This is a genomic window from Falsihalocynthiibacter sp. S25ZX9 (assembly GCF_041205405.1).
GTDB lineage: Bacteria > Pseudomonadota > Alphaproteobacteria > Rhodobacterales > Rhodobacteraceae > Falsihalocynthiibacter > Falsihalocynthiibacter arcticus.
The window spans coordinates 16,166-31,075 of record NZ_JBGFCD010000004.1; the positions used below are offsets into that span (position 1 = coordinate 16,166).

Consider the following 14,910-nt stretch of genomic DNA (forward strand, 5'->3'; position numbering starts at 1 on the left):
CTACGAATGACAGCTCCCAGAAACAGCGCATTTCGGTGCGTCGTGCACGAACTGGTAAGGTGCGGGACTCTTCAGTCATTCGCCTATTTCTTTTCAAGGTCCGGTTTCGAGTGTCATAGTGTCTTGGTAGATTGATGAGCAAAGTCGCGATATTTGGATGCGAGCTTCTTTCCGATTTGTCCCACACCATAGTGGGTCTCTTCGAGACGACTACAGGGATGGATACGTGCGTGGTTTCCTGTCGAGATGACTTCATCAGCGGTAAACAGTTCGTCGGGTAATATCTTGCGTTCTACGATGGATAGGCCCATGTCACGTAGCAGGCCCAATGCGCGGGCGCGCGTAATTCCTGGCAGCAACATATCATTGGGAACCGGGGTATGGATTTCATTGTCCATGACCAACAACAAGTTCTGCATTGTGAACTCAGCAACATCGCCTCGGGCATCCAGCATAACTGCATTGTCGAAGCCACGTTTCCGAGCCTCTCCCCATGCGCGCGTAAGCTGTGGGTAAAGGCAGGATGCCTTTGCTGTCGTGGGCGCGGTTTCGGGAAGAGGTTTTCGAAGAGGCGAAATACAAGCGCTGAAACCCTGCGAAACATCAGGCATCGGCATGACCTGAATAACCAGCGCGAAGCGGGTTGAGGTTGGATCAATCGGCCCCAAGCCGTCTTCGATCCAAAACATCGGCCGGATATACAATGCTGCATCAGATGCAAATTTCTTGGCACCGTCTCTCGCAAGTGCCTCAATGGTCTCGGCATCGCAGGTCGGGATCATGCCCATAATCTCAGCAGAACGGACCACGCGTTGGCAGTGGAGGGCCAGATCGGGAAAGACGCCGTCATAGCGACGCGCACCGTCAAATACTGTATTGCCGAGCCACGCGGCGTTGGTCGTCGCAAACATGAGCGGTGTCGCTCCGGCAAACCAATCATTATTAATGTACGTCCAAGTATCCAACATGATGAAGTCCTTACCTTAGAAGCTTGAGCGATCCAGTTAACGAACGGACCCACTTTGATGGGCCACACAAACCGATCCCATCAAGTTTTTCTGTCATCAAGCGGCGCTCTGGGAAGACGCTCTCGTATTCTTCAAAGGAATGAAGGGACCGTGCAAATGCAGGGAATGCAACAACGGAATGATCGGTGCTTGGCGCATGTGCCTTTTCTAAAAGAGACGCGAGAGCTGCAGCATCAGCCTGCAATATTGGCACAGGCCGATCAGCGCTGTTGAATATAGTAACCCCGTTTGAATCCGTCATTCTGACGTTGCCCGCGCCGTGATGACGTGCGCCCAGGCCGATTGCGATAGTCGCAACGGTGTTTGCGAGCAGTCCTGACGCAAGCTGAGGATCGACGATAATCGCAAATCTCAGATCGCCGGTCCCGCGTAGCGGCACAATGTCGTCATTAACAGTCATAGCTGGACCTCTTGCACGCCAACGACCGTCAGCGCCAATGCACAAAGCGTTGCCTCTGTCGTTCTCAACGGGGCGATGTCGGACAACTCATCGCGCGGAGCGGGCAAGACCCGCAATTCACCCGTCGCCCCATAGACGTCACCTACCAGTTTTTCTGATACGTCCTGTCTGACCAGCCGATGCGACCCCGAATCTGGTCCCCCAATCAATGTTGGGTGCCCCACTAGACCAAGCGTAGGAGTGGCAAGGAAACCGATGGGTTCGCTGATCTCGCCTGTCAACCGCAACTCTGCTTCGGCTAGCCGTCTGTCTTTCACGGCCACCGTTGCTCCCAAGCGGGTATCTTTCTGAATTTTACCCGCTGCAGGATGATCAAGATCATAGGACCTTGCGATCCGGACGGAGGCCATCTTCTTGGGCCAGCCCTGCAATAACCCCCTCACCATCGAGATATCTTGCGTCACGTAGATGAACGGACAGAACAGACGTTTTTGTCCCTCGTGTTCAGCCTCCAAGAGATAAAAGAATTCGTCATAGAGCGCGTAGGCTGGATCAAGCAACTCAGAGCCATCCGTCGTCGCCTGCCACTCACAGAAATGGCCGAATGCGCGGCCAGTCGGTTTACCAAAGCCCTCTGGCAAAAACCGTGCGCTGGCCTCTTTGTCGACATCGACAGCAAAGCTCATGACGCGACCTGCATAATGCCACGGTGGTGCTGTAACGAGTGAGGACTTTCCGGTGTCGCTATAAGGGGGAGTGAAGCCAGTAAACATGATGATCTCCTTTTCGAGGTAAATAATCACATTTATGACGGTCATAATTCATTGATAATTCCGAAAAATGCTCCAATATGGGCAGAATCAATCTATGATTCCCACGATTAAGAAAGAAACTACCATTTTGGAAGACGTAACCTCTGATAACATTGGCGGTTTGGACGACGCGGACCGCCGCATCCTCCAGGCGCTTCAAAAGGATGGTCGCCTGAGCAACGCGGAACTAGCTGTACAAACAGGCATGTCCACATCACCTTGCTGGCGACGAACCCGACGCCTTGAAGAACAAGGGCTCATCATGGGCTACCGTGCAATGCTGGATCGCAAACAATTAGGTATGGGCGTTCTCGTATTTGTTTCCGTCCAGATCGACACACATTCAGAAGAAGAAGCCGGTGCCTTCGAACGCGCGATTGCGACCCTTCCAAAGATTGTGTCCTGTCATTCGGTGGGGGGTGGCGCTGATTTTTTGCTGCAAGTTGTATGCCGAGACTTGGACGATTATGCAGAGTTTTCCATGAATCGCCTAAGGCGGTTGCCTGGCATCAAGGCAATGACCAGCAGCTTTGCGCTGAAAGAAATCAAGTCCGATAATGGTTGGCCGATTTAAGAAACGTAATGCAGCTGTGCTACAAGAATATTTGGCAGTGGTTGATCCATTAATGGAATTCGACGACGCAAAACTGATCGCGCCCTGTGAAATCACAGAAACCCTATCCAGGTCCGAGATACCGCCCTCTGTGTCCGACATCGCTTATACGAGCCCCGAGTTCGCGAAAGCAGACTTTTATACTACCCGCAGCATCGGTCAAAGTGGGCTCGTAGCCGTCATCCGCTGCAAAATGCACCAATGTCCGCTAAAGGCGGCTGTGCTAAGACGGCAGCATAATCTCTAGCTAAGCCCGTGCTATTCCCCAATAATCCCTAATATCCAAAATCCCGAAATTGAACAAACGAAGTACAACCACTACCCATTCTCTACCCACCGACGCCATAAATCATTGAAAAGTAATAGAACTTATAGGGAAATCAATTACTCCCTATTATTGTTCTAGAGCGATAGATTGACCAAATGCAGCTTCAGAGTCAAAGGCTTCTTTCCCAATCTATTTATTGACCCTAGGTAACGTTGAGATGACAAGAAGGACTTGACCAAAGTTTAAGCAAAAGGCATTCCAATACCATGCTTATTTACAAAGTTTTTCAAGAGTCCGAATGGGCTGATTTGGTGCAAAACGGGAAAACCGAGGGCGCACCTGTGGATCTAGCGGATGGGTATATCCATTTTTCCACCGCAGAACAGTTGCGCGAAACAGTCGCGAAACATTTCGCAGGAAGCCCGACGCTTGTCCTTGTCACAATAGACGCGGATACGCTTGGAGAGGCCTTGAAATGGGAAGTCTCGCGGGGTGGAAAAGAGTTCCCGCACTTGTATCGCAAATTAAAACGCAGCGACGCGGTGGCGCACGCCCTCTTGCCAATGGGGGAGAATGGTCATGTCTTTCCCGATGATATTCCATGAGTTTTCTTGAGAAATACGGGCTGAAAGCGCTACACGCGTGTTCCCCAGAAGTAGCGCATAGCCTTTCGATTAAGGCCTTGAATGCGGGTCTTGTCCCGATGCCCGGTGGTCCGGTTGGAGGCGACAGATTGGCGACCAATCTCTGCGGTATTGACTTGCTCAACCCCATTGGGTTGGCGGCGGGCTATGACAAAAATGCCGAGGCCATTGTGCCCCTGACGCAGGCAGGTTTTGGCTTTATAGAAGTTGGGGCCGCGACACCTCATGCCCAACCTGGAAATCCCAAACCACGCCTCTTTCGTCTGACCGAAGATCGCGCCGTAATCAATCGGTTTGGCTTTAACAATCAGGGCGCGGATGCGATTGCGGCACGTCTTTCCACTGCAAAACCTCGCGTGCCTGTGGGCCTCAATTTGGGCGCAAACAAAGACAGCAACGATCGTGCAAATGATTTCGCCCGCGTAATGCGCGTTTGTGGTCCCCACGTGGCCTTCGCAACCGTCAATGTGTCGTCGCCCAATACCGAAAAACTGCGTGATTTACAGGGGGCAGATGCGCTGCGCGGCCTCCTTCAGGGTGTCCTTGATGTCCGCGCTGAAGTCGCGCCCAATACACGCGTTTTCCTCAAAATTGCGCCCGACTTGAATGTTGAGGAGCTTACTCAAATAGCCGAAGTCGCAATCGAAGTCGGCATTGATGCCATCATCGCGACCAATACGACCCTTGATCGTGATGGCCTAAAAAGCAGCCACAGGGACGAAATGGGGGGGCTTTCTGGAGCGCCGCTTTTTGAAAAAAGCACCCGCGTCCTCGCGCAACTGTCAAAAATCACCGATGGAAATCTTCCGCTCATTGGCGTCGGTGGAATTTCCAATGCCGCAGAGGCCTATGCAAAAATTCGGGCCGGTGCAACAGCGGTACAGCTTTATTCCGCCCTTGTTTATCAAGGGATGTCCTTGGTGCGCGACATCGCCCAAGGGCTTGAAGCCCATCTTGAGGCCGACGGGTTTAGCCATGTTTCGCAAGCTGTAGGCACCGCAAGGGACGCGTGGCTTTAGACAGGGTTCGCGTCGCGTTCAAGCGATGGATAGCGTGCGCCAAGCGTAATGGCGCGCGCAACGAAAGAAATTAACAGGGCTATCCACAACCCATGATTTCCGTACGCAGGCACCAAAACCAGCACAGCCCCGCCGTAAACCAATAAGCTTAAAAACATCATATTTCGCATATCGCGACTGCGCGTCGCGCCAATAAAGATGCCATCCAGTATCCAAGACCACATCCCGATGAGTGGTGCAGCGATCATATATCCAAGGTAAATTCGCGCCTCGGCGCGGACGGGTTCGGACTTGGCCATAAGGTCGATGATGCCTTCACCGAACAGCGCAAAAACAACCGTCAAACCGATGCAAACAATGAGCGACCAAAACGTACAGAGCAGCGCGCTTTGGCGCAGATCAAAGCGGGATTTCGACCCCAAGGATTGCGCCACGAGGGCCTCCACCGCGAAGGCAAACCCGTCGAGCGCATAGGCCGTAATCATCAGGAACTGCATGAGGATTTGGTTCGCCGCCAAGGGCACGTCGCCAAAATCCGCACCAAAGAAAAGAAACGATACGAAAATCACCTGAAGCATCACAGAGCGCAGCATAATATCGCTGTTAACCAAGAGCATGCGTTGTAACCGAATACGGTCAAAAACCTGCCCCCAATTTCGCCAATCGGGCGCGTAAAAAGTTGCACGACAGAACCACAGCGCAAGGGCAAAACCACCCCATTCCGCAATGACGGTCGCGATGGCGACGCCGTTCACACCCCAGTCGAAATGAAGAACAAAGAGAAAGTCGAGGCCGACATTCACGCCGTTCATCAATAACTGAATTGCCAAAACCGCGCGGGTGCGTTCCGCCGCGATAAGCCACCCTGTCAGGCCATAAATCCCAATCATTGCCGGAGCCGAATAGACGCGAATTCCCATGTAGGAGCGCGCGAGGCCTTCAACTTCGGGCGATGCGGGCGAAACGAAAAAGGCCCCCGCAAACAGGGGTACTTGCAGCAGGAAAATCCCCAAACCTGCGGTCAATCCAACAAGCAGTGCACGCGTCAAAATGGCGGCCAATTCGGGCTGGTCATTTGCACCCAAAGCCTGTCCCGCAAGGCCCGTCGTTCCCATGCGCAAGAACCCAAAAATCCAGTAAATCGCCGTCAGGATAATCGCCCCGATGCCCACCGCGCCAATCGGCGCCGCGAGGCCAAGTTGACCGACAACTCCAGTATCCACGATCCCTAGAAAGGGGACCGTGGCATTGGAAATAACGATAGGGAGGGCAATTTTTAGAACGCGCCGGTGCGTGACTTTACGTGTCAAATTAATCGCCCTTTTGTGGCATCAAAAAATGCCCCGTCGCTTGCGCGAATAAACGAGTGCGGTTGTCTTGCCATGCTTCAACATGGACGCTGGCGTATCTCCGCCCCGACCGATTGACCCGCGCCCGTGCATAGGCATCACGGGGGAGGCCCGTGCGTAAATAATCAACGCTAAAATCAATGGTTTTCGGGAGACGTGGTAGATTGTTGGGGTCCAAGGTTTCTGCATCAAGCACCCCACTCTCCATATCCTGCCAGAGCATGCCCCACGACAGTTCAATAATCGCCGTCACCTCAAGAAAACTCGCCGTTGCTCCTCCGTGGATCGCGGGTAAAGTCGGATTTCCGATCAGGCTTTCTCTGTAGGGCAAGGTCGCGGTCAATTCGTCTCCGCGCCGATCAAACCGAATATCCAAGAACTGAATGAACGGCACGCCATGGACCAGCGCTGCCAAGGTTGAATCGCGTCGTTGCTTGATGACCTGAACGGGTTCGGGAGGGCGACGGTTCATGCTGTTTTCTCCTGCGCGCGCTCAAGTGTGAAAGCACCCGTCGCGGAGGCTACGGGAATTTCGCCCTCATCGTCCCGCGCGGTTACCCGAATAAAGGCGACGCTGCGGGTGACGTGATAGCATTCGGCCCGTGCGACGATCCGTTGACCCGGGGTAGCGCTGCGCATGTAGTCAATCCTGAGATCGATCGTCGCGGTTGCGATTGGATTGGACGGATGGCTCATGACTGCCGCGCCACTACAGGTGTCCATTAAGGCGGAGACCGCGCCGCCGTGAATCACCCCCGTTTGAGGGTCGCCAACAAAACGCGCGTCATAGGGCATCGAAATCTCTGCGACACCATCGCCAAGTTCATCAAGGGTCATCCCGAGGGCCTGCGAAAACGGAATTGCTTCAATAAATTTTCGGGCGACTTCTGTTCTGTCATGGCTCATGGGACCACCTTTCCTTAAAACGGTTATTGGCCGAACTGATTGACGCATCAAGCGCTAATAATCTGACCCGCCTAAAACCAGCGATTGAATCGCTCGTCATATGACCCTAGGTTTGGTTGTAAGGAGAACCCAAGAACATGACGCAAACACGCCTCAATTTCAAAGACATGTGTGCGAAATTTGATGTGACTCCGCGCACATTGCGGTATTATGAATACATTGAACTACTGCAACCTGAAAAAGAGGGTCGTAGCCGCTTTTACACCGGTCGCGAAGTGGCGCGTATGGTCCTTATTCTGCGTGGACGCCGGTTTGGATTTAGCCTGGAAGAAATCCGCCAATGGTTGATGATCTATGAAGAGGCGGGCACCAAGTCGCAAATGAATGCGTGGGTGGAAATGGCGGATCGCCAACTGATTGCGTTGCGTGCACAAGCCGTTGAGTTGCAAGAATCGATAGACGATTTGCAGAGCCTACGCGACGAGGCCCTCGGCTAGTCTGCGCCTTAAGATATCTCCTTTTTGCACGCAAAAACACCAAAAACCCCCTTACGTGCCGTCAGGAACAAAGTGACGTAGCGTTTCGTTTACGTTAACGTCAAGCTGTATTGTAGAGTTGCAGTGACCCTCCCATGTGTGGGTGCAGAAGCAACCACAAGGAGCGCCCCATGACCGACATGATGACCATCCGACAAATGTGTATTGCCTTTGATGTGACCCCGCGCACATTACGTTTTTACGAAGCAAAAGAGCTGCTATTTCCTGTGCGTGACGGGCAACACCGTCTGTTTACAAAACGGGATCGCGCCCGCCTCAAGCTTATTTTGCAGGGGAAACGTTTTGGCTTTTCCCTCGAAGACATTCGCCAGCTTTTAGATCTCTACGACATGGATGACGCGCAATTCACCCAGTTGAACCGCACCTATCAGCTCGCCCATGAACGCCTAAAAGACATGATCGCCCAGCGCGACGAGCTTACAGGTGCAATCGAAGATTTGCGCCTTCAATTAAAATGGGGCGAACAGCGCCTCGCCGAGATGCAACGCCCCAATGCGGCCGAATAAGGGAACCCCGATATGCCCAGCTATGTAGCCCCCACCCAAGATCTGCAATTCGTTTTGCATGAAGTGCTCAAAGTGTCCGAAAGTGCCATTCCTGGCTATGATGAACTTGAACCTGACTTCACTTTGGCGGTCATTGAGGAAGCGGGAAAAATCGCTTCCAACGTGCTTGCACCGCTCAACTTCTCTGGCGACCGCGAAGGCTGTCGTTTGGAGAATGGCGTCGTTTACACGCCAAAGGGGTTCAAAGAAGCGTTTGAGCAGATGAAGGACGGCGGCTGGACGGCACTGGACTGCGATCCCGAATACGGCGGCCAAGGCATGCCCTACGTTTTGGCTACTTCCGTCGGCGAGATTTTCGTTTCCGCCAACATGGCGTTCAACATGTATCAGGGCCTCACGCACGGGGCCTATTCCGCGATCCACGTACACGGCACCGATGCGCAAAAACAGACATTTCTGCCCAAAATGGTGTCCTGTGAGTGGACCGGCACGATGAATCTGACCGAACCCCACTGTGGCACCGACCTTGGTTTGATGCGCACAAAAGCCGAGCCACAAGACGACGGCTCCTACGCGATCACAGGCCAGAAAATCTTCATTTCGGCTGGCGACCATGACATGTCCAAAAATGTCATTCACCTTGTGCTTGCCAAAATTCCCGGTGGTCCTGAAGGCGTCAAAGGGGTGTCGCTCTTTATTGTGCCCAAGTTCAACGTCAACGAAAACGGCTCGCTTGGCGAACGAAATGGCGTATCTGTTGGAAGCATTGAAGAGAAAATGGGCATCCACGGCAATTCGACCTGTGTGATGAACTATGATTCCGCGCGTGGGTTCCTGCTTGGGGATATGCACAAAGGTATGCGCGCCATGTTCACCATGATGAACGAAGCGCGTCTGGGCGTTGGCCTTCAAGGCTATGCCCAAGCCGAAGCCGCCTATCAAAATGCAGTCATCTATGCCAACGACCGCCTGCAAGGGCGCGCCGTGACTGGGGCGCAAAACCCCAATGGCCCTGCTGATCCCCTGATTGTGCATCCAGATATCCGTCGCAATTTGATGGATCAGAAAAGCTTCGTTGAGGCCGCCCGTACTTTTGTTATGTGGGGCGCCTCAATGATCGACGAAGGGCACAAGCTTGGCAACAAAGACGCCGAAGGCCTTGTTGGATTGCTCACCCCTGTCATCAAGGGCTTCCTGACGGACAAGGGCTTTGAGATGGCGATCAACGCCCAGCAAGTCTATGGCGGACACGGCTATATCGAAGAATGGGGCATGTCCCAATTTGCCCGCGATGCCCGTATTGCGATGATTTATGAAGGCGCGAACGGCGTTCAAGCGCTTGACCTCGTTGGTCGCAAGCTCGGAACGGATGGCGGCAAACACGTGCTGGCTTTCTTTGAAATCATCAAAAACTTCATCAAGGAAAACGCCGATCACCCTGCCCTTAAGGATGATTTCTTGCCACAGCTCAAACAGGCCAGCAAAGACCTGCAAGCGGCGAGTATGTACTTCGTGGAAAACGGTATGAAAGACCCGAACAATGCGCTCGCGGGGTCCTATGACTTCATGCATTTGTTCGGCCACACTTGTCTTGGCCTGATGTGGGCCCGCATGGCAAAAGCCGCTCATGATGCAATCGAGGGTGGCGCTTCGGACAAAGACTTCTACACTACGAAAATCGCAACTGGCCGCTATTACATGGCCCGACAATTGCCCGCAACAAGCCTGCACCTTGCCCGCATTCAAACTGGCGCGGACACGGTTATGGCCCTAGATGCGGGGCAGTTTTAAGGCCCCAAAGGAGCTTCTCATGCCCAAACGTTTTCGTCTGACTCGCCGTTTTCCTGTCGCAATGACCGAGGATGGCTATCGCCGCCTTCGCAAGTTTTCAGCAGAAGCGGGTCTAGACGAAGGCGAGGCGTTGAGCTTCCTTTTTGAGAATTTCAACTCGGTGATCCATGAGGAGAACCTCACCGTCAAGTTGCGCCTTTTCAATTCGGAACTCGAAGCCCGTAAAAAATAGCGCCTTTGAAGCACCAGAGAACAAACTTATTTCGACCGGAGGAACGCAAGAATGACCATCCAACTCTATTGCTTTGGGGAAAGCGGAAATGCCTATAAGGCGGCCCTCGCTTTGGAACTTTCGGGCCTTGAATGGAAGCCCGTATACGTCGACTTTTTCAACGGCGGGGCGCGTTCAGATGTCTATCGTGCGATAAATAATATGGGCGAAGTGCCCTGCCTTATCGACGGCGATTTGCACTTGTCTCAATCGGGCGCCATCCAAGATTACATCAGCGAGAAAACTGGAAAATTCGGTGGTCGCGATTCCGCTGAGCGCCGCGAGATTTTGCGCTGGGTTCTTTGGGACAATAACAAATTGTCCGGCGTCGCGGGCATGACGCGCTTTTTGATCAACTTCCTTCCTGAAGACAAACGTCCCGCAGAAGTGATCGCCTTTAACCAAGGCCGCCTTCTCAACACATACAAAATCCTCAATGATGCCCTCGCGGACAACGACTGGCTTGTTGGAGACAGCATTACCAACGCCGATCTTTCGTGCTGCGGCTATCTCTTTTACCCAGAGCCCTTTGGCTTTGAACGCGCAGACTGGCCCCATATCGATGCATGGCTGTCGCGCATCGAAGCCCTACCCGGCTATAAAACACCCTATGATCTGATGCCCGGCTCCCCTGCCGATCGCGCTTAAGAAGGAATCCGTTATGACCGAAGCCTATATCTATGATGCCGTGCGCAGCCCACGTGGCAAAGGCCGCAAAGACGGCGCGTTGCACGAATTGACCTCCGTGAACCTCTCGGCGCAAATCCTGAATGCCGTCAAAGAGCGCAATAACCTCGACACCAAATCCATCGAAGACGTGATTTGGGGCAACGTCACCCAAGTTGGCGAGCAAGGCGGTTGTTTGGCACGGACCGCCGTTTTGGCCAGCGACTTTGACCAACAAGTACCCGGCCTTGCGATCAACCGTTTCTGTGCATCCGGCATGGAAGCCGTGAACCTCGCGGCGAACCAAATCAGGGGCGGCGCAGGCATGGCCTATGTCGCGGGCGGCGTTGAAATGATGGGCCGCGTGCCCATGGGAAGCGACGGCGCAGCCATCGCGGTTGACCCAACCGTTGCCATGAAAACCTACTTTGTCCCACAAGGTATTTCCGCCGATATTATCGCCACCGAATATGGCTTTACCCGCGATCAAGCCGACGCATTGGCCGTTGAAAGCCAACGTCGCGCGGCACAGTCTTGGGCGGAAAATCGTTTCGCTAAATCCATCATCACGATCAAAGACCAAAACGGTCTAACGATTTTAGACCACGACGAATACATGCGCCCAGGTACCGATATGCAAGCCCTCGGCGCGTTGAATGCCAGCTTCCAAGCGATGGGCGAAGTCATGCCCGGCTTTGATAATGTCGCCATGATGAAATATCCGCACCTTGAGAAAATCAACCACATCCACCACGCGGGGAATTCCTCGGGGATTGTGGATGGCTCCGCTGCTGTCCTGATCGGCAACAAAGAGTTTGGCGAGAAATATGGCCTCAAACCACGCGCTCGTATCCGTGCGACTGCGAAAATTGGGACCGACCCAACCATCATGTTGACCGGCCCTGTGCCCGTGACCGAAAAAATCCTCAAAGACCACGGCATGGATATTTCCGACATTAATTTGTTCGAAGTTAATGAGGCCTTCGCCGCGGTTGTTCTGCGCTTCATGCAGCGGTTTGAAGTTGATCCAGCGATTGTAAACGCGGGTGGTGGCTCGATTGCGATGGGGCATCCCCTCGGCGCGACGGGCGCAATGATTATCGGCACATTGCTCGATGAACTTGAGCGTCAGGACAAAGAGGTTGGCCTTGCTACCCTTTGCATCGCGTCTGGCATGGGCGCCGCAACAATCATCGAACGGGTCTAAAACCCGTTCAAACACCCCAACAGCAAGGAGGAACGCGACATGGCAAAAGTTGATTTGGACAAACGCCAAGCTCGAAGCGGATCTATCTATCCGGGAACCCTTGCTGGCCAAATGGACGGGCGGACGTCCCTTCGGGTCGGTGATGCAGGAGGCCTGACACAATTCGGCGCGAATATTATCATTCTCGCTCCGGGCGCGAAATCTTCCCTTCGCCATTGGCACCTCAATGAAGACGAATTTGTTATGGTCACCCAAGGGCGCGTCATGTTGCACATGGACGCGGGCGAAGAAGAAATGACCGTCGGCGAATGCGCCGCGTTCCCAGCGGGGGTTGCAGATGGTCATTGCTTCATCAACCAAAGCGACGAAGAAGCACGCTTCCTTGTCATCGGCACCCGAGCCCCACATGAGGTGGCAACCTATTCCGACATAGACATGAAAGTGGTTCTGGGCGAAGGAAATCCGGTTTTCACTCGTCACGATGGCACCCCTTTGCCGGACGATATCTAGTGGGAAAGCAGCCTTTCCCAATCACACCCTTATTTTCGAGAAACACGACCTCAAAGCGTCGACATCTCACAAGCGACGGGACTCCGGTCCAAAAGGAGAGAGTAAATGACTGATTTCACAACTCAAATCGACGCGGACGGCGTAGCGGTTATCACATGGGACGTTCCCGAAAAATCAATGAACGTCATGAGCCTCGAGGGCTTTGCAGAACTTGAAGCCGCGGTTGACGCCGCCCTTGCCGATGACGCCGTTAAGGGCATCGTCATCACCTCGGGTAAGGCAGATTTCGCGGGCGGCATGGACCTCAACGTCATTGCAAAGATGAAAGAAGACGCGGGCGACAACCCCGCCAAAGGCCTGTTCGAAGGCACTATGGCTATGCATGGCGTTTTACGTAAAATTGAGCGCGCGGGCATGGACCCCAAAACCAACAAAGGCGGCAAACCTATCGCAGCGGCCCTCCCCGGCACCGCAGTTGGGATCGGCCTTGAGCTGCCCCTTGCCTGTCACCGTATTTTCGCCGCCGACAATCCAAAAGCCAAAATCGGCCTTCCCGAAATCATGGTCGGCATTTTCCCGGGTGCTGGCGGAACAACCCGTCTGGCGCGCAAACTCGGCGCGATGGCGGCAAGCCCCTTCCTGCTTGAGGGTAAGCTCTCTGATCCTAAAAAGGCCAAGATGGCCGGTCTGATCGACGAGGTCGTCCCAGCGGAAGAACTCCTTCCTGCAGCCAAGGCTTGGGTGTTGAGCGCGACAGATGCGGACATCCTCAAACCTTGGGACGCCAAAGGCTATAAAATGCCCGGCGGCGCGCCATACCATCCTGCTGGCTTCATGACCTTTGTTGGCGCTTCCGCCATGGTCCATAGCAAAACCAAAGGCGTCTACCCCGCCGCAAAAGCTCTGCTCTCTGCTGTCTATGAAGGCGCGCTGGTGCCTTTCGATACGGCCCTCAAAATCGAAGCGCGCTGGTTTACCAATGTCTTGATGAACCCAAGCTCCACGGCAATGATCCGCAGCCTTTTCATCAACAAAGAAGCGCTCGACAAGGGCGCAGTTCGTCCCGCAGGTATCCCCGACCAACGCGTTAAAAAGGTCGGCGTCCTCGGCGCAGGCATGATGGGCGCTGGCATTTCGCTGGTCTCTGCAAAAGCGGGCATCGACGTTGTTTTGCTGGACCAGAACCAAGAAGCCGCGGACAAGGGTAAAGCCTATTGCGCGAGTTATATGGACAAAGGCATCGCCCGTAAGAAAGCGACCGCTGAAAGCAAGGAAGCCCTCCTAAGCCGCATTACGACGACAACAGACTATGCACTGCTCGCCGATTGTGACTTGATCATCGAGGCCGTCTTTGAGGACGTAGCGATCAAGGCCGAAGTGACCGCCAAGGTCGAAGCCGTGATCGGTTCGGAGTGCATTTTTGCAACCAACACGTCGACTTTGCCGATCACCGAACTCGCCAAAGCCAGCGAACATGCGGATCAATACATTGGCATCCACTTCTTTAGTCCCGTTGAGAAAATGATGTTGGTCGAGATTATCAAAGGCGCTGCAACGGGCGACCGCGCTGTCGCCAAGGCTTTGGATTACTGCCGCCAAATCCGCAAGACACCCATCGTTGTGAACGACGCGCGTTTCTTTTATGCGAACCGTTGCATCATTCCCTACATCAACGAGGGCATTCGCATGGTCGCCGAAGGTGTTGAACCTGCCCTGATCGAAAACGCAGCGAAACTGGTCGGCATGCCGCTTGGTCCCCTCCAATTAACGGACGAAACCTCCATCGATTTGGGCGTAAAAATCGCTAAGGCCACCAAGGCCGCGATGGGTGACGCCTATCCAAACGAAGCCGTTGATCCGGTGCTGTTCTGGATGGCTGACGAAGGCCGTTTGGGTCGCAAAGCCAATGCAGGCTTCTATGCCTACGACGACAAGGGCAAACGCACGGGGCTTTGGGATGGTTTGGCCGCGCGGTATCCTGTTGCGGACGAACAACCGGACCTCACCGAAGTACAGCACCGTCTCCTCTTTGCTCAAGTGCTTGAGGCCGTACGGGCGCTCGACGAAGGCGTTTTGATGGATATCCGCGAGGGCGATGTTGGCGCGATTTTGGGCTGGGGCTTTGCGCCTTGGTCGGGCGGGCCGTTTAGCTGGCTTGATATCCTTGGAGCTGGTCGTGCGGTTGAGCTTTGTGATGCGCTCACCGAGAAATTCGGACCACGTTTTGAAACGCCTGATCTGCTGCGTGAAATGGCGCGGAATGGAGAAGTGTTTTACACCCGTTTTGCCACTGAAAAAGCCGCCTAATCCGCTCCGCTAAATTGAAAATACGGCGCGCTGCCTCCCAACAGTGCGCCGTATTT

At 53.9% G+C, this 14,910-nt stretch carries 17 protein-coding genes; 11 read left to right on the top strand and 6 right to left on the bottom strand.

Annotated features, from left to right (window positions below):
- Positions 1 to 113 precede the first annotated feature (113 nt).
- Genes AB9F29_RS05915 through AB9F29_RS05925 form a run of 3 tightly spaced genes read right to left on the bottom strand, consistent with a single transcriptional unit; the run spans position 114 to position 2,201 of the window.
- A complete protein-coding gene (locus tag AB9F29_RS05915) occupies positions 114 to 968 on the bottom strand; it encodes a branched-chain amino acid aminotransferase (RefSeq protein ID WP_369754946.1) in 855 nt (284 codons plus the stop codon).
- Between the two features lie 10 nt (positions 969 to 978).
- Positions 979 to 1,428, bottom strand: a complete 450-nt coding sequence (locus tag AB9F29_RS05920) for a DUF2000 family protein (RefSeq protein WP_369754947.1) — start codon at positions 1,426 to 1,428, stop codon at positions 979 to 981.
- On the bottom strand, positions 1,425 to 2,201 hold the full coding sequence (locus AB9F29_RS05925) for an acetoacetate decarboxylase family protein (RefSeq protein ID WP_369754948.1): 777 nt from the start codon (positions 2,199 to 2,201) through the stop codon (positions 1,425 to 1,427). Before AB9F29_RS05925 ends, AB9F29_RS05920 begins: the two co-directional genes overlap by 4 nt.
- A gap of 67 nt (positions 2,202 to 2,268) precedes the next feature.
- Here AB9F29_RS05925 and AB9F29_RS05930 point away from each other — a divergent pair, with 67 nt between their 5' ends.
- The 3 genes from AB9F29_RS05930 (at position 2,269) to AB9F29_RS05940 (ending at position 4,784) form a co-directional block, all read left to right on the top strand.
- Positions 2,269 to 2,814, top strand: coding sequence for an Lrp/AsnC family transcriptional regulator (locus tag AB9F29_RS05930; RefSeq protein ID WP_369754949.1), 546 nt, complete (start codon positions 2,269 to 2,271; stop codon positions 2,812 to 2,814).
- Positions 2,815 to 3,387: 573 nt separating this feature from the next.
- On the top strand, positions 3,388 to 3,726 hold the full coding sequence (locus tag AB9F29_RS05935; RefSeq protein ID WP_369754950.1) for a DUF952 domain-containing protein: 339 nt from the start codon (positions 3,388 to 3,390) through the stop codon (positions 3,724 to 3,726).
- Positions 3,723 to 4,784, top strand: coding sequence for a quinone-dependent dihydroorotate dehydrogenase (locus AB9F29_RS05940; protein WP_369754951.1), 1,062 nt, complete (start codon positions 3,723 to 3,725; stop codon positions 4,782 to 4,784). Before AB9F29_RS05935 ends, AB9F29_RS05940 begins: the two co-directional genes overlap by 4 nt.
- Here the strand turns inward: AB9F29_RS05940 and AB9F29_RS05945 are convergent.
- From AB9F29_RS05945 to AB9F29_RS05955, 3 genes are read right to left on the bottom strand one after another with little or no spacing between them, the layout of a single operon-like run.
- Entirely contained in the window at positions 4,781 to 6,094 is a 1,314-nt protein-coding gene (locus AB9F29_RS05945) for an MATE family efflux transporter (RefSeq protein ID WP_369754952.1), read from the bottom strand. The two genes, AB9F29_RS05940 and AB9F29_RS05945, sit on opposite strands and share 4 nt — an antisense overlap.
- A 1-nt stretch (position 6,095) precedes the next feature.
- Entirely contained in the window at positions 6,096 to 6,605 is a 510-nt protein-coding gene (locus AB9F29_RS05950) for a PaaI family thioesterase (RefSeq protein WP_335584948.1), read from the bottom strand.
- Positions 6,602 to 7,039 carry a PaaI family thioesterase gene (locus tag AB9F29_RS05955; RefSeq protein WP_335584949.1) on the bottom strand — a complete coding sequence of 146 codons (438 nt, stop codon included), beginning with the start codon at positions 7,037 to 7,039 and terminating at the stop codon, positions 6,602 to 6,604. The genes AB9F29_RS05950 and AB9F29_RS05955 overlap by 4 nt, the downstream gene beginning before the upstream one ends.
- Positions 7,040 to 7,176: 137 nt before the next feature.
- Between AB9F29_RS05955 and AB9F29_RS05960 the strand changes: the two genes are divergently transcribed.
- The 8 genes from AB9F29_RS05960 to AB9F29_RS05995 all read left to right on the top strand — a co-directional run bounded on the left by AB9F29_RS05960 (position 7,177) and on the right by AB9F29_RS05995 (position 14,854).
- Positions 7,177 to 7,536, top strand: a complete 360-nt coding sequence (locus AB9F29_RS05960; RefSeq protein WP_369754953.1) for a MerR family DNA-binding transcriptional regulator — start codon at positions 7,177 to 7,179, stop codon at positions 7,534 to 7,536.
- Positions 7,537 to 7,706: 170 nt separating this feature from the next.
- On the top strand, positions 7,707 to 8,102 hold the full coding sequence (locus AB9F29_RS05965) for a MerR family DNA-binding transcriptional regulator (protein ID WP_039002695.1): 396 nt from the start codon (positions 7,707 to 7,709) through the stop codon (positions 8,100 to 8,102).
- Between the two features lie 12 nt (positions 8,103 to 8,114).
- The gene (locus AB9F29_RS05970) at positions 8,115 to 9,893 is read left to right on the top strand and encodes an acyl-CoA dehydrogenase C-terminal domain-containing protein (protein WP_369754954.1); all 1,779 of its coding nucleotides are present in this window, start codon (positions 8,115 to 8,117) and stop codon (positions 9,891 to 9,893) included.
- Between the two features lie 19 nt (positions 9,894 to 9,912).
- Positions 9,913 to 10,125: a hypothetical protein gene (locus tag AB9F29_RS05975; protein WP_039002697.1), complete on the top strand. Its 213-nt coding sequence runs from the start codon at positions 9,913 to 9,915 to the stop codon at positions 10,123 to 10,125.
- A gap of 51 nt (positions 10,126 to 10,176) precedes the next feature.
- On the top strand, positions 10,177 to 10,812 hold the full coding sequence (locus tag AB9F29_RS05980) for a glutathione S-transferase family protein (protein ID WP_335584953.1): 636 nt from the start codon (positions 10,177 to 10,179) through the stop codon (positions 10,810 to 10,812).
- 13 nt (positions 10,813 to 10,825) lie between these two features.
- A complete protein-coding gene (locus AB9F29_RS05985; RefSeq protein WP_369754955.1) occupies positions 10,826 to 12,037 on the top strand; it encodes an acetyl-CoA C-acetyltransferase in 1,212 nt (403 codons plus the stop codon).
- Positions 12,038 to 12,076: 39 nt separating this feature from the next.
- Positions 12,077 to 12,547 carry a cupin domain-containing protein gene (locus tag AB9F29_RS05990; RefSeq protein WP_369754956.1) on the top strand — a complete coding sequence of 157 codons (471 nt, stop codon included), beginning with the start codon at positions 12,077 to 12,079 and terminating at the stop codon, positions 12,545 to 12,547.
- Between the two features lie 105 nt (positions 12,548 to 12,652).
- Complete coding sequence (locus AB9F29_RS05995; RefSeq protein WP_369754957.1) at positions 12,653 to 14,854, top strand: 3-hydroxyacyl-CoA dehydrogenase NAD-binding domain-containing protein; 2,202 nt, start codon at positions 12,653 to 12,655, stop codon at positions 14,852 to 14,854.
- Positions 14,855 to 14,910: the final 56 nt, after the last annotated feature.

Excerpts from the sequence above, each read along its gene's own strand:
- AB9F29_RS05940 (WP_369754951.1), top strand. The coding sequence starts at position 3,723 with ATGAGTTTTCTTGAGAAATACGGGCTGAAAGCGCTACACGCGTGTTCC.
- AB9F29_RS05950 (WP_335584948.1), bottom strand. The coding sequence starts at position 6,605 with ATGAACCGTCGCCCTCCCGAACCCGTTCAGGTCATCAAGCAACGACGC.
- AB9F29_RS05960 (WP_369754953.1), top strand. The coding sequence starts at position 7,177 with ATGACGCAAACACGCCTCAATTTCAAAGACATGTGTGCGAAATTTGAT.
- AB9F29_RS05995 (WP_369754957.1), top strand. The coding sequence starts at position 12,653 with ATGACTGATTTCACAACTCAAATCGACGCGGACGGCGTAGCGGTTATC.
- AB9F29_RS05925 (WP_369754948.1), bottom strand. The coding sequence starts at position 2,201 with ATGTTTACTGGCTTCACTCCCCCTTATAGCGACACCGGAAAGTCCTCA.
- AB9F29_RS05930 (WP_369754949.1), top strand. The coding sequence starts at position 2,269 with ATGCTCCAATATGGGCAGAATCAATCTATGATTCCCACGATTAAGAAA.
- AB9F29_RS05915 (WP_369754946.1), bottom strand. The coding sequence starts at position 968 with ATGTTGGATACTTGGACGTACATTAATAATGATTGGTTTGCCGGAGCG.
- AB9F29_RS05975 (WP_039002697.1), top strand. The coding sequence starts at position 9,913 with ATGCCCAAACGTTTTCGTCTGACTCGCCGTTTTCCTGTCGCAATGACC.
- AB9F29_RS05985 (WP_369754955.1), top strand. The coding sequence starts at position 10,826 with ATGACCGAAGCCTATATCTATGATGCCGTGCGCAGCCCACGTGGCAAA.
- AB9F29_RS05935 (WP_369754950.1), top strand. The coding sequence starts at position 3,388 with ATGCTTATTTACAAAGTTTTTCAAGAGTCCGAATGGGCTGATTTGGTG.
- AB9F29_RS05990 (WP_369754956.1), top strand. The coding sequence starts at position 12,077 with ATGGCAAAAGTTGATTTGGACAAACGCCAAGCTCGAAGCGGATCTATC.
- AB9F29_RS05970 (WP_369754954.1), top strand. The coding sequence starts at position 8,115 with ATGCCCAGCTATGTAGCCCCCACCCAAGATCTGCAATTCGTTTTGCAT.
- AB9F29_RS05955 (WP_335584949.1), bottom strand. The coding sequence starts at position 7,039 with ATGAGCCATGACAGAACAGAAGTCGCCCGAAAATTTATTGAAGCAATT.
- AB9F29_RS05980 (WP_335584953.1), top strand. The coding sequence starts at position 10,177 with ATGACCATCCAACTCTATTGCTTTGGGGAAAGCGGAAATGCCTATAAG.
- AB9F29_RS05920 (WP_369754947.1), bottom strand. The coding sequence starts at position 1,428 with ATGACTGTTAATGACGACATTGTGCCGCTACGCGGGACCGGCGATCTG.
- AB9F29_RS05965 (WP_039002695.1), top strand. The coding sequence starts at position 7,707 with ATGACCGACATGATGACCATCCGACAAATGTGTATTGCCTTTGATGTG.